Origin of the sequence: cyanobacterium endosymbiont of Epithemia clementina EcSB, from assembly GCF_029919255.1 — a bacterium.
In the GTDB taxonomy this organism is placed as follows: Bacteria; Cyanobacteriota; Cyanobacteriia; order Cyanobacteriales; family Microcystaceae; genus Rippkaea.
Genome location: NZ_CP123991.1, coordinates 1,308,786 through 1,322,255, shown reverse-complemented (window position 1 = coordinate 1,322,255; position 13,470 = coordinate 1,308,786). Strand labels below are relative to the sequence as shown.

Genomic DNA, 13,470 nt, shown 5'->3' with positions numbered 1-13,470 from the left:
GCTTTGTAAAAGCGATACGATTTGACAAATGTAAGACAGTTTACTCGACTAAAAAAACCTTAGGATTTTAATCAAGAGTTGATAGACCTAGAAGCAATTATTGGCACTCGAACTCATCCAAAATGTTTACTATATCCCTGGCGATCACATTACCAAGCTTGTCATCAAAGAATTAAAAATCAACTTCCCATGCGTGAAAACCCTAATCCTTTACCCCATAAAAAAATAGGCGTTGCTGTTATCTATAATGAGGACGGGCAAATTTTAATTGATCGTCGTCTTAAAAAAGGATTACTTGGTGGTTTATGGGAATTTCCAGGGGGAAAATTTGAACCCAATGAGACTGTTGAAGATTGTATCAAACGAGAGGTTTTAGAAGAAATTGATATTGAGATAGGAGTACGAGAACATCTTATTACTTTTGAGCATGCTTATACTCATTTTAAAGTTACTTTAATTGTTCATCGCTGTCGTTATTTAACAGGGGAACCTAAACTCATCAGATGTGAAGAAATTCGTTGGGTAACTTTAGATGAAATTAATAGTTATTCTTTTCCAAAAGCCAATACTAAAATTATTGAAGTATTGCAAAATCAGGGGCAACCCCCAAAAAATAGAACATGAAAACTACTATTTTTATCCAAAATATTTTACTAAAAAAATCGTAATTTTCAATTATCAATTGAACTGGATAACTTGTTATCTACAATCACTTTTAAGTCTACTACAGATAGTCGGTAGAGACGTTGTATACAACTTTCCTGTCCCAGTTACATTCATAGTATTTAGTTATGCTAAATTAATCGTTAGTAAAAAACTAACTCCTTATTTTAAAAAACCTGCCTTTGCAGACTGAATTAATTAGGTAGGGTAAGCAATTTGTTTGTTTAGCCTAACTCTTCAGAGTTTAAGTTCATTCTTTCCAAGAGTTAAGCGTAACTGATACTCTGAAAGCTTAATTACAAACGCATCATTGACAGCATCGTCAAGGGTAAGTAAATTTTCATAGGAACCAGAAGCAGAACGAGTACTTAATAAATATAAACTTGGTATACGCAATACTAAAGGCTAAAAATATAAGCTATGCTCTACCCAACTCCAGAAAATAGACAATAAATAATAACTTTTATTAAAATCAGTATGGAATCGTCCCTCACACAATCTTCACCGCTATTGCAATAGTTAATTTTATTAAACTTGGTGAAGTATTTTGAAACTTCAATTTATTTCACAGACATAATTTGGTCGCCTTTGGCCACTTCTTGGAAAGCTTGAACTACTGCTTGTCTAGCCCAGCGATCAGTTTCTAAAATCTCTTCTAAAGTCGGTGTTAAAGTATTTTTATTCGTAAAGCGATCACAAACAATCTCAATTAATTTGGGAATATCAAGAAAGGTGATTTTCTTTTCTAAAAAGAAAGCTACTGCTTGCTCGTTAGCTGCATTCAATACTGCTGGCATTACCCCCCCTGCTCTTCCCGCGGCATAGGCCAACTGAATACAGGGATATTTTTGATGATCTGGTTCCCAAAAGGTTAAACTACCGGCTTTAACTAAATCGAGTTGTTCCCAATTAGTATAAATCCGTTCAGGCCACGATAAACTATACAGTAAGGGAAGACACATATTAGGCCATCCTAATTGGGCTAACACTGAGGTATCTTGTAATTCAACCAAGGAATGAATAATACTTTGAGGATGAATTACGATATCGATGTTTTCGTAATCTAACCCAAACAAATAATGAGCTTCGATGACTTCTAATCCTTTATTCATCAGGGTAGCTGAGTCTACCGTGATTTTACGTCCCATTGACCAATTTGGATGTTTAATGGCATCGTCAACGGTGACAAAGCGTAATTTTTCTACCGGCCAGTCTAAAAAAGCTCCCCCAGAAGCCGTTAAAATAATGCGGCGCAATCCTTCGGAAGGAACCCCTTCTAAACATTGGAAAATAGCAGAATGTTCTGAGTCAGCAGGAAGTAATTTAACCCCATGTTTTTCTACTAAAGGGAGGACTACTGGTCCTCCCGCAATTAATGTCTCTTTGTTAGCTAAGGCGATATCTTTTCCCGCTTCAATGGCTGCTATTGTGGGCAACAACCCTGCACAGCCTACGATTCCGCTAACTACACTTTCTGAGTCTCCGTAACGGGCTACTTCAGTCACTCCGACTTCTCCAGTAAGGAGAATAGGAGAATAGTCAAGAGAAGCAATAGTTTCTTTGAGGGTCTCTAATTGATTTTCGTTACAAATAGCGACAATTTCAGGTCTGAATTGCCTAATTTGTTGAGCTAACAGTTGGCCATTATTGTTTGCAGCTAATCCAACAACCTGAAATCGTTCAGGGTATTCGCTAACAATATCCAGGGTTTGCGTACCAATGGAGCCAGTGGAACCAAGGATGGAGATTTTCTTCACGGTGCTTAAGAATTAACGAAAATGTCGGGAGAAGCCCCTACCTAAAAATACCATGAAGAATCCTCATATTTTGAGTAGTGATCAATTTGACCTAGGGTTGTGTATTAACAATAGTTTAAACTATCTCGTGCACTTACTCCAGTAACAGGGTTAACTCCATCAGCTATCTCACACATTAAGAAAACTTAATAGCTATTAATCACTAAATTGGCTAAACTAACCCTCATAATAATTACATCATAATAAAGCGGGTAAGAGTAGTAATAATATGAACTAAAATGGCATTGGTTAAGTCGGCAAAATCCAAATTTACGTGCCCAAGAAGTTTATCGGATTTACCCCTCGTAAATTCGCTTTGAGCATTACTCCTTGAATTAAAATCTCATAAAGATAGATTTGACACTTCAAAATTAGCCTGCCTTATAATTGAACTACTCGCTAGTTTGGATAAAACTATCCTCTAACACTAAATCCTTGGCATCAAGACCGATTCGTAAGGTTATTTGGGAATCTAAATCCCCTGTAGAAGATGCCTCTACTCTACCCAGACCCAGAAGGGTTTGCAACTGTTGGGCAGCTTTTATATCTCCTTTCTGCACGACAATTTCTGTTTCACTCAAAAGTCGAGGCGAGTCTTTAATCACATAGACGTTATGAAAGTCATGATCTGCCAAATATTTCATCATCAGTTTTCCTAACCCGGGAGCATCGGCTGCATTTTGTAAGGCAATTCTGACCCGGTTCGAGGAACGATGGCGCAGAGGTCTCCATTCAGAGGTAACATTAAAGTATTCTTGCATAATTTGATCAATTCCCCCTGAAGAAAGAACCCAATAGCTACGAGAATCAAATTCATCTTCCTGACTAAATCGTCCGGGTAACATCACCATTTGAACGTTTTCCCGTTCTACTTTTCGTCCAAAATTGGCTAAGGTTAACATTTCTTCCCAGGTGAGATTAGTATCAATGCTCTGTTCAAGAAGACTCATTGCTTTGGGAATTTGAGGCAAAATAGTGGGGGCATACAGCCGTTTTAGTAGGGCTTTTAGTAGGATTTGTTGTCGTTGTACCCGTCCAATATCTCCATAACTATCTTTGCGAAAACGAGCAAAATGTTCAGCTTGTTCCCCACTGAGAATTTGCTGTCCTGCTTCAAGGTCAATTTTTAAGTTCTGGGTTTTGTCTTCATATTTCATGGGATGAGAAACAAAGACTTCCACACCACCTACCAAGTTCACTAATTTGATAAAAACATCAGTGGTAACTCGAACATAGCGATCAATAGGGACATTATTTAGCGTGTTACTCAAAACCCGAGCAGTCAAAGCTGGACCCCTATAAATGTTAGCATCATTAACCTTGGTATATCCTACCCCTGGGATGTTAACTCGGCTGTCCCTGGGAATGGAGAGTATTTTTACTGAATAATCGCTGGGATCAAAACGTAATATCAAAATTGTGTCACTACGCCCTCCAAAAGCATCCAAACTTCCTGGTGGGGCATCAGGAACTCGATCAATTCCTAAGACTAAAATATTAACAGGACGAGACAATCGATATTGTAAGACTATTCCCTCTTCCTTTTGTTGAGGTTGAGGTATTACAGCAGATGAAGTGTCCGTCTTAGGAGTCAGGGTTTTTTGTTCCCAAGGGAGCTGCATCTGCTCAACAAAAGGAATTAACTTTTCTGATAAGGGACTAAAGAGGGTAATGGTCGCCCCAACAGTAGCCGATAGTGCAGCTGTACAACTAAATGTGATCCCCCATAACAGTCCACGATAAAAAGGGATAAGTTTTTGCGAACGGAGATTTTTAGCAGGAATCTTGGTTGCAGAGGTATTTCTTGACTTATAGAGATATTTGCCAGATTTAGGAAATTTTCTAGGAACTGGTGTTTGTTGAAGACCAGTTACTGTAGACATTCTTTCAAAACTATCGGTCATGTTTACCTCATCACCATAAACCGCCCTTGGATGACATTAAACTTGTGAAACAATTATCTGTCGTCATTATTATGGATGTTAGTTTCTGGTGAAAAGTTCCTTCTTCCTTAAGAATTTTCAGTATTTTTACCCTATCTATTTTTTCCTCTTAATCCCTGTTACTGTTTAGCTTGTCCCGTACTTTTTCTTATTAATTTTTCTTATTAACTTAGGTTAGCTGACTCTAAATCTATTCCCGGTTAGGATTCTAGCGGCGAGTTTACCGAAATATTCCCCCTGTATATAACGTATGTCTTTCTCTACTATGAGAGATAGATAATCTTCCCGATTTCTCATCCCTTCAGCAATCAATACAATTTCCGTGTTGGGAAGTTATCTTAACTCTAACAAGAGTGGATTGTTTGACTTTACCTCAACCAATTTCATCAAGTCTCTAGTTTATAGATAACATTGAGCTTCCTTTAACTTATCCAATCCTATATTTATATAATCTGATAAAATTCCGCGAATACTCCCAATTTATCTATAACTTTAACATTTTATGGAGGTCTATTACCGCTTTAAAGTCAGTACATAAACATTTTTTATTTAAAAAAAAAATGATTTCTACTCCACTGAACAAACATGCCCCGTCCTCACAATAATACGGTATGATGAGGAGTGTTGTCTTTATCAAAAATTCTGAACAAAAAAACTTATGGCTAAAAAATCGATGATTGAGCGAGAGAAAAAGCGCGCTCGCTTGGCAGAAAAGTATGCCGAGAAGCGGGCAACTCTCAAAGAAGAATTCCGCGTTGCTGAGACTTATGAAGAAAAGATGGATCTTCATCGCCAACTTCAACGCCTCCCCCGCAACAGTGCACCTAGTCGTCATCGGAACCGTTGTATGGTAACAGGTCGTTCTAGAGCTTATTATCGAGATTTTGGTCTATCTCGTAATGTCCTACGGGAATGGGCACATGAAGGGTTGTTACCTGGTGTTGTTAAGTCTAGTTGGTAATCATTAAGTGGATGCTCAATGGAATTAAGTGACCAGTTATTAGTGAATGATGATTGGTCATTGTTCACCTGTTTCTAAGATAAGTTAGCCCAGTCTTTTGAGACCTTCTTAGCTAAACGTCTCCCAAAATAAACTCTAAAAGTCTCGATTTAGGCTTTCAGTCCTGTCTACTATTTTTATAATTCTCGATCATAGGTTAAACATTCTATTGAGTTTCTCCGCACTGTTCTTAGGCAGTGGTCATGATTTGGTAAATTTTAATAAATTTCAAAAACTGTTCTCTTTGAAAGGTTTTTATTGTCGGACACACAAGCGATCAATAACTCTCAAGGATTGAATCACTCATTACATTAGCCACAGCGGACTCGCTAAGAAATGTTTCTCGAAAGTAAAAATCTTGTATTTCCGTTACAATGAGAATAATGAGAAAACTTAAGTCGTTTTCTCCTTCCGGTTGCTGGCGAATAAAAATCTCGATTGCTTGTTAGGCTATGTTGTAGCTAATCGATTTGGAAATAAACTCTTGAGTAAGCTGAGTTTGTAGGACCCCCTCAACCATTTTCCTTCCGGTAAGAAAAATGATTGAGGGAGCGGGGTAGTCAGAGAAATTGGTTCAGCGACCATAAAAATTTGTTAATAGCAAAAAGCTGCAATGGAGTTTGCTGAAGATACGGATTCTATTATACAAGGATATGCTCAAGGTTATTTTGTAATGGCCGATGAGATGGGTGTACTAGATTGGTATTCAAGTCGTCAACGGGCTTTAATTCCTCTTGATGAACGTTTTCACTATCCGAAGTCTTTACGACGCATTTTAAATAAAAAACGGTTTTCAGTGGAGATTAACCGAGATTTTTTAGGGGTTTGTCGAGGATGTGCTGAGCGAGAAACGACTTGGATTTCACCCCAACTAATCAAGATTTACTACAACCTCTATCAACAGGGTTGGGCTTATAGTTTTGAAACCTGGCAAGGAAATGAGTTAGCTGGAGGAATTTTGGGGATTGCTATTCGGGGGACGTTTATTGGAGAATCGATGTTTTATCGGGTTCCTGATGCCTCTAAAGTAGCAATGGTTAAGTTAGTAGAATATCTTAAAAAAAGAGATTTTGTGTTGTTTGATGCTCAATTACAAAATCCTCATCTCGAAAGGTTTGGAGCTTATAAAGTTAGTGCTAGAAAGTATCAGATTTTATTGCAAAAAGCCCTAGCAAAAAACTGTGTTTTTGGGAATGCTGGGCAACCACTTAATTATGAGTAACTTTTAAAATTATGAGTTGATAATGGTTGACTCCTTAGCAACAGCTCAAACTAAGACTTAGCTTAATATAATTAAGCTTTCTTCAAATGAATTCACACAATATTTCTTTATTATATTAAAATTTGCATAACATCACTAAACAACGTTTAGCAAAATACTTATCATTTTAAATCTTTTCTATAAAGAAGTTTTTGACCTATCTCAGATCAATATCTTTAGGAGTGTGCAGGTTTCTATTTTTTTTAAAATTAAGATGGAGCAAAAACCTAGCCTCATTTACTTAAATATCATAAATGATATCCTTACTTATCCACACCCAGTCAACCAGTTGAATCTTAATTTCATTCTAAATAAATAAAATTAACACTAATTTTTAGGTCATCTGTTACCAACCAAGAGATATGAACATTATAATAGATATATCCATCAACACTTTTAGAAAAAAACATAGTTCCCTAAAAAAAGTACAAATATTTACGTTGATATTTTCTATTGCTCGATATGTTAATTTAAATCGCTTTTTAAATAAATACTTTATTTAAAAAGCGATTTTTTGAAAACTAATTCCTGCGACTACTTAATAAATTTTTACTGAATTTTGTTAGCAACAAATATACTAATTATCTTCATGCTACTTACTGGTAAGATAAAACTTTAAATGAATCTAGATTAACTCTAAAATAGAATTGCAGGATATCTATCTTACTTATTGGGAATCTAGTATTAATTATGGGTCTATAATGTTCATATTAATGATTGCGCTTTTCGTGGTACTTTTTATTATTTCTCAAATTCATACTCTAGCAGTTGATAATAATAACAAGACAAAAATATTTAAAATTTAACATGCAGGTTGTCATCCTAATATAAATATATTAGCTGAGGGAAAATTTTAAAATTTAGAACTCTACAAAGAAATAAATTCTACTCTGTAGAGGCGATTTCGAATTTAGTTACCCACGGGAAATAATATGTCCACATATGATGACCACCTTAGTCTCCATGAGATTAAAGCCGTTTCGACCTATGTTCTTTCACAAACTCAAAACGACTAGCTAAGATAGCGTTATTATTATGAAGGATTGTTAAGGAGTGATGAAATGTCCGATTTTAATACTATCCGCATTCGGGGTGCAAGACAGCATAACTTAAAAAACATTGATCTAGACCTTCCTCGCGATCACCTGATTGTTTTTACAGGGGTTTCAGGTTCTGGTAAGTCGTCTTTGGCTTTTGATACCATCTTTGCAGAGGGACAACGGCGTTATGTGGAGTCTTTGAGTGCCTATGCAAGACAGTTTTTAGGGCAATTAGATAAGCCAGATGTAGATGCGATCGACGGGTTAAGTCCGGCTATTTCCATTGATCAAAAGTCAACATCTCATAACCCTCGGTCTACAGTAGGGACAGTCACAGAAATTTATGATTATTTACGGTTATTGTTTGGAAGAGCTGGAGAGCCCCATTGTCCAGTGTGTGATCGCAGTATCACACCACAAACCGTTGATCAAATGTGTGATCGTGTCATGGAACTTAAAGATCGCACCAAATTTCAACTTTTGTCCCCTGTGATACGGGGACAAAAAGGAACTCATAAAAAGTTATTGTCCAATTTAGCTTCTCAAGGATTTGTTCGAGTCCGAATTAATGGGGAAGTTCGTGAACTTTCTGATACTTTTGAATTAAAGAAAAATCAATATCATAATATTGAAATTGTGATAGATCGTCTGATAAAAAAAGAAGGTATTGAAGAACGGCTAACAGATTCTTTAAGTACCTGTTTACATCAGTCAAACGGACTAGCAATTATTGATATTTTAGATTCAGATGATAATAATAACTGGGGACAAGCAAAGTTTTCAGAAATTATATTTTCTGAAAACTTTGCTTGTCCAGAACATGGGGCAGTTGTCGAAGAATTATCCCCCCGTTTATTTTCTTTTAATTCTCCCTATGGTGCTTGTCCAAACTGTCATGGGTTAGGAAGTTTACGTCAATTTTCCCCTGATTTAGTGATTCCTGACCCTTCTATCCCTTTGTATGCTGCGATCGCACCTTGGTCGGAAAAAGATAATTCTTACTATCTTTCTTTTTTCTATAGTGTGGGTCAAGCCTACGGTTTTGATATTCAAACTCCTTGGAATAAATTAACTAAGGAGCAACAAGAAATTTTACTTTATGGGACTAAAGAACCTATCTCTTTTAAAGATGATTCTCGCACTGATAAAAGTGAAGATTGCTATCGTACTTTTAATGGTATTATAGCGATTTTAGAGCGAAATTATCAAGAAACTAATTCAGATATTTTCAAACAAAAACTAGAAAAATATCTGATTGATAGAACGTGTGAAGTTTGTAAAGGAAAACGATTGAAACCTGAATCTTTATCTGTCCGGTTAGGTCAATATATGATTGATGAATTAACTAGCGTTTCTATTGATAAATCTTTAGAAAGAATTAATCAATTGCAATTGACTAAAAGACAACGGTTAATTGGAGAACTAGCTTTAAAAGAAATCAAAAATCGCCTACAATTCCTCCTTGATGTGGGATTAGATTATTTAACCTTAGATCGGGGAACTAAGACCTTATCAGGAGGAGAAGCACAACGTATCCGTTTAGCCACCCAAATCGGCTCAGGATTGACAGGAGTGTTATACGTATTAGATGAACCTAGTATTGGTTTACACCAACGGGATAATGGACGTTTATTAAATACCCTCAAAAAGCTGCGAGACTTGGGTAATACCTTGATTGTTGTTGAACATGATGAAGAGACAATTCGCAGTGCAGACCATCTTGTTGATATTGGACCCCTTGCAGGAATTCATGGTGGACAAATTGTCTGCCAGGGCGATTTAGAAACATTAATTCAAACCGATAAATCCTTGACAGCGGATTATCTATCTAGGAGAAAAGTCATAAAAACTCCGACTAAACGTCGCTCTGGAAATGGAGCGTATTTAAAACTAATTAGTTGTCGAAAAAATAATCTAAAAAATATTGATATTGAAATTCCTTTAGGCAAATTAGTGTGTATTACAGGAGTTTCAGGCTCAGGAAAATCTACATTAGTTAATGAATTGTTATATCCTGCCCTACAACATCATTTAACTCGTCATGTTCCTTTTCCTAAACAATTAGGTAAGATGAAAGGATTGGAGGCCATAGACAAAGTAATTGTTATTGATCAATCTCCCATTGGCAGAACACCCCGATCCAATCCTGCTACTTATACGGGAGTTTTTGATAGTATTAGAGAGCTTTTTTCCAAAACCATCGAAGCAAAAGCCAGAGGATACAAACAAGGTCAATTTTCTTTCAATATAAAAGGGGGGAGGTGTGAAATGTGTGGCGGTCAGGGAGTTAATGTTATTGAGATGAATTTTCTTCCTGATGTTTATGTTAAATGTGAAGTTTGCAAAGGATCAAGATACAATCGAGAGACTCTACAAGTTAAGTATAAAGATTATTCTGTTGCTGATGTTTTAAACATGACAATTGAAGAAGCGTTGGGCGTTTTCCACAACATTCCTAAAGCTATGAAAAGGCTACAAACCTTAGTAGATGTTGGGTTAGGTTATATTAAACTAGGGCAGTCTGCACCGACCCTATCGGGAGGAGAAGCACAACGGATAAAATTAGCCTCAGAATTGTCCAGAAGGGCAACTGGAAAAACCATCTATTTGATTGACGAACCAACGACAGGATTATCATTCTATGATGTCCATCATCTATTAAATGTGTTGCAACGTTTAGTAGATAAAGGAAATTCTATATTAGTGATTGAGCATAACTTAGATGTGATACGTTGTGCGGATTGGGTTATTGATTTGGGTCCAGAAGGAGGGGATAAAGGAGGAGAAATCATTGCTCTAGGAACCCCAGAACAAGTTGCCAGTAATTCTAATTCTTACACAGGAAAATATTTAAAACAAACTTTAAAACAATACTAGGTACGAAAGTCTTAAGTTATGCGATCTACTACAGTAGTAGATCTAGAAGAGCTAGTCGTTTGTGTCAATAGAACTAACTTAAAGCTAATTAATAAAATTTTGCTTAAATTCAACTATTTCGTGAAAAAAGTGCAAGTAACAATTAATAGCTAATTTAGCGTGACTCTACATTGAAAGAGACAACTCAAGAAGGACATCGTCCTTCTTGAGTTGTCTCAACTAACACGCCTTTTGATTATATTTGAAGTAATCCTTAAAATATTCTCATATTTTCTATAAAAACTTGGCAATAACTGTAATATAATAAATATTATATCTTTTTTAAGATCTTCATAGATTGGGACAGCTTAGTTATCCAAAAGTAGACAATCTTTCTTCTGGAAGAACTTATAACTCGATTTTACTACTCAAATACAAGAGTCTGACTATGCTGCGAATCAACGAGACAAGGACAAGTATACTCGCGACTGTCTTGTTGCTGGAATCGATGAAATAAACTGCACTTTTGACCTGGTCGCCCAGTCGGTATTTTGAAACTCTAAGGTAGATTAACATTAACCACGGTTTGAGTAGAGAAGTCAGTGTCTAAACTAGACTCCTAAGGTCTTGTTATTTCTAATTGTTAAATGACACTCTGTAGAAAAATTTTCTGATAATAAAGATAATCGTGCTCATACCTTGGAACAAGCGCTAAAGAATTTATCGTAAACTACCAAACCCCGTGCGCCTTACTATACTACTTGGTTATTGGCCAATTTTGGGTTAGTTACACGATGGCTGTTAAGGCTTTGTTGACCGCTTTCTTGAGGGAAATTATAATTACCGGCCAAGAGGCAATACTACCATAGCTCTAGAAAAATTGGGTGTTCACAGAGGCATGATCTTATTAATCAAGGCTCTTGATTGTTCAAATTATGATACTTAAGAGAGTCTGTCGCCCAGGTGTTAAAAATGCTGGGGGATAAGAGAGCCGTGGATCTCTAAGTTAAGTTGTTAAACAGCACAATAGAAGCGACTTAAAAAGTGAAAAGCAATTTATGTCAGGAAATTGGTAGGGATTTTGACAGGGAAAGGATTAACAGCAACGTTGTTCAGCCATAATCGATTCAAGGACCATTGGTTATGTGGAAGAAGCTGAGGTGATACCTATACGTTCAGCAGAAAATAGACTGAAATTACCTGCTTTTGAGAAATTTGTGGAACACAATCTGTCTAAACAGTCTTCTCTCAGAGAGGTTAGTCTACCGACAGCATTAGAATTACGGGGTTAGATTGATAACCTTTTGTAGAACTCCTAGGACTATCAACAACTAAAAGGATGCTCAAAGAAATTCGCCCTAGAAGGGCGATAATTTAAACCCAATAATTTGGTTAGGAATCTTTTGCAGATATGTAATAAAGTGTCCTAAGCTGCTTTTAAGCCATAGGAAGACATTTGCATGATGTCACGAGTGCTAAAGCCAATGTTGCTTAATGCCTCTCCATAACTAATCATGAAGTCTTCAATTAATGCTTCTTTTTCCATTCCTAGAACTTCTGCATCGTCTCTAACTTGATTAAGCATTGTCCAAACGATAGGTAAATTGCCTTTGTTAGCTTCTTCTAATTCCGCTTTTGATGTTTCAAAATTCTTTTGAAGCCAGACCTCACCAAAATTTAGATGAGCATATTCATCTTTAACCACTCTTTCGGTAATTTTTCGAGCAAAGGGGTCAGCAACAGGAATGTAGATATTATAAGCAGCAATAGCAAAAGCTTCGATGATCAAAGATTGAATTAACAAGCAAGTAACAATCTTTCCTTGGGCTTTGGCTTGTTGAAAATTCCCATTGAGTTGGGCAAAAAATTTTTGAGCATACTCCATATCAGGAGTAACGCTCAAATTCTTCCCACAGGACTCAAAACCTTTCTTGTGACGGTTTTCCATCTTAGCAAGACGGATTAACTCATCTTTGTGATCAGGTAGCATTTGAGCTATATCTATATAATTTTGATGCGCCTCTTCTTCGCCTTTGATAACGACGGCATTAATGCGGCTGTAGGCGTCCTTGTAGGTTTCGCTGTTGAACTCAAGCTCTGAGCGTGTGGCAAGCTCTTGCATAAGATAGTTTATCTCCTGTGGATTATTAACTGAGTTTACGGGTTAAAGTGGTGTCCTTATGAAAATCAAGACTCTTGGTGGTTAAGTCTAACTTGACTATTATCCATAATACCTTATGAAAATTAAGACTTTTGAAGATTGACTCTAACTTAGCCATTCTCCATTAAAAAAGAATGCAGTTTTAAATAAACGTTAAAAACAAATCATTTTATGTTGCTAAGTAAATGAACTTAAATAAGTCTAGAATAGGATAAGCAGTTAAAAATAGAGTGCTCACTATAGACTATTCTGTCTAATCATACTGAAAATCTCAGAAAATTACCTAGCTTAAAAAGCTTAAATTGAAGCTCGAAAGCAATAGAGACGTTAATTAGCGTAAATCTGACACTAATTTTTAACCTAGTTGAATAAGATTCAGACTTTTATATCTAGTTTTTAGTTAATCAACTCCCCTGTTTGTTCCACAGATAAGTTTTTAGGCGGACTGTCTAGGAAGCCCATTTTAAAGATAAATAACGATTTTATCTATCTTCTACCCCAGTGCTAACAGTCTAATGATGCTAGCTCTATCTTTTCTTTTTTAAGGGACTTGTTGAGCTTTGTTTAACCCGAATAAGGTTCTTTTCATCTTCTCATTTAAGAAATACTCTTAAACGAGAAGATGAAATTAGTTAATCAGAGTTCTTATGGCTAATTCTTTAGACACACTTTGGGGTCTGTTTATGGTAGTTGCTTTTAAAGCTGTAACTTTTAAAGCTTTAAAAGTTACAGCTTTAACATACATTAATG

At 36.2% G+C, this 13,470-nt stretch carries 9 protein-coding genes; 5 read left to right on the top strand and 4 right to left on the bottom strand.

Features of this window, described 5'->3' with window-relative positions; translation table 11 throughout:
* Window positions 1-78 precede the first annotated feature (78 nt).
* A complete protein-coding gene (gene mutT / locus P3F56_RS04345) occupies window positions 79-624 on the top strand; it encodes an 8-oxo-dGTP diphosphatase MutT (RefSeq protein ID WP_281153553.1) in 546 nt (181 codons plus the stop codon).
* A 276-nt stretch (window positions 625-900) separates the two neighbouring features.
* On the opposite strand, the gene P3F56_RS04340 is transcribed toward mutT, so the two are convergent.
* From P3F56_RS04340 to P3F56_RS04330, 3 genes are all read right to left on the bottom strand, one after another.
* Window positions 901-1,059, bottom strand: a complete 159-nt coding sequence (locus P3F56_RS04340) for a hypothetical protein (protein WP_281153552.1) — start codon at window positions 1,057-1,059, stop codon at window positions 901-903.
* 164 nt (window positions 1,060-1,223) lie between these two features.
* Window positions 1,224-2,420: a 1-deoxy-D-xylulose-5-phosphate reductoisomerase gene (locus P3F56_RS04335; protein ID WP_281153551.1), complete on the bottom strand. Its 1,197-nt coding sequence runs from the start codon at window positions 2,418-2,420 to the stop codon at window positions 1,224-1,226.
* Window positions 2,421-2,851: 431 nt separating this feature from the next.
* The gene (locus P3F56_RS04330) at window positions 2,852-4,363 is read right to left on the bottom strand and encodes an LCP family protein (RefSeq protein ID WP_281153550.1); all 1,512 of its coding nucleotides are present in this window, start codon (window positions 4,361-4,363) and stop codon (window positions 2,852-2,854) included.
* A 697-nt stretch (window positions 4,364-5,060) separates the two neighbouring features.
* Here P3F56_RS04330 and rpsN point away from each other — a divergent pair.
* The 4 genes from rpsN to P3F56_RS04305 all read left to right on the top strand — a co-directional run bounded on the left by rpsN (window position 5,061) and on the right by P3F56_RS04305 (window position 11,851).
* Window positions 5,061-5,363, top strand: a complete 303-nt coding sequence (gene rpsN, locus P3F56_RS04325; RefSeq protein ID WP_281153549.1) for a 30S ribosomal protein S14 — start codon at window positions 5,061-5,063, stop codon at window positions 5,361-5,363.
* Between the two features lie 652 nt (window positions 5,364-6,015).
* On the top strand, window positions 6,016-6,624 hold the full coding sequence (aat, locus tag P3F56_RS04315) for a leucyl/phenylalanyl-tRNA--protein transferase (RefSeq protein ID WP_281153548.1): 609 nt from the start codon (window positions 6,016-6,018) through the stop codon (window positions 6,622-6,624).
* A 1,100-nt stretch (window positions 6,625-7,724) separates the two neighbouring features.
* Window positions 7,725-10,580: an excinuclease ABC subunit UvrA gene (uvrA, locus tag P3F56_RS04310; protein WP_281153547.1), complete on the top strand. Its 2,856-nt coding sequence runs from the start codon at window positions 7,725-7,727 to the stop codon at window positions 10,578-10,580.
* Window positions 10,581-11,719: 1,139 nt separating this feature from the next.
* The gene (locus P3F56_RS04305; protein WP_281153546.1) at window positions 11,720-11,851 is read left to right on the top strand and encodes a hypothetical protein; all 132 of its coding nucleotides are present in this window, start codon (window positions 11,720-11,722) and stop codon (window positions 11,849-11,851) included.
* A gap of 134 nt (window positions 11,852-11,985) precedes the next feature.
* Here P3F56_RS04305 and P3F56_RS04300 read toward each other — a convergent pair whose 3' ends face one another.
* Window positions 11,986-12,681 (bottom strand): aldehyde oxygenase (deformylating), encoded by a 696-nt coding sequence (locus P3F56_RS04300; RefSeq protein WP_281153545.1) that lies wholly within the window; start codon window positions 12,679-12,681, stop codon window positions 11,986-11,988.
* Window positions 12,682-13,470: the final 789 nt, after the last annotated feature.

Bases quoted from the DNA above. Each gene is read 5' to 3' on its own strand.
- uvrA (WP_281153547.1), top strand. From the start codon at position 7,725: ATGTCCGATTTTAATACTATCCGCATTCGGGGTGCAAGACAGCATAAC.
- P3F56_RS04300 (WP_281153545.1), bottom strand. From the start codon at position 12,681: ATGCAAGAGCTTGCCACACGCTCAGAGCTTGAGTTCAACAGCGAAACC.
- P3F56_RS04330 (WP_281153550.1), bottom strand. From the start codon at position 4,363: ATGACCGATAGTTTTGAAAGAATGTCTACAGTAACTGGTCTTCAACAA.
- aat (WP_281153548.1), top strand. From the start codon at position 6,016: ATGGAGTTTGCTGAAGATACGGATTCTATTATACAAGGATATGCTCAA.
- rpsN (WP_281153549.1), top strand. From the start codon at position 5,061: ATGGCTAAAAAATCGATGATTGAGCGAGAGAAAAAGCGCGCTCGCTTG.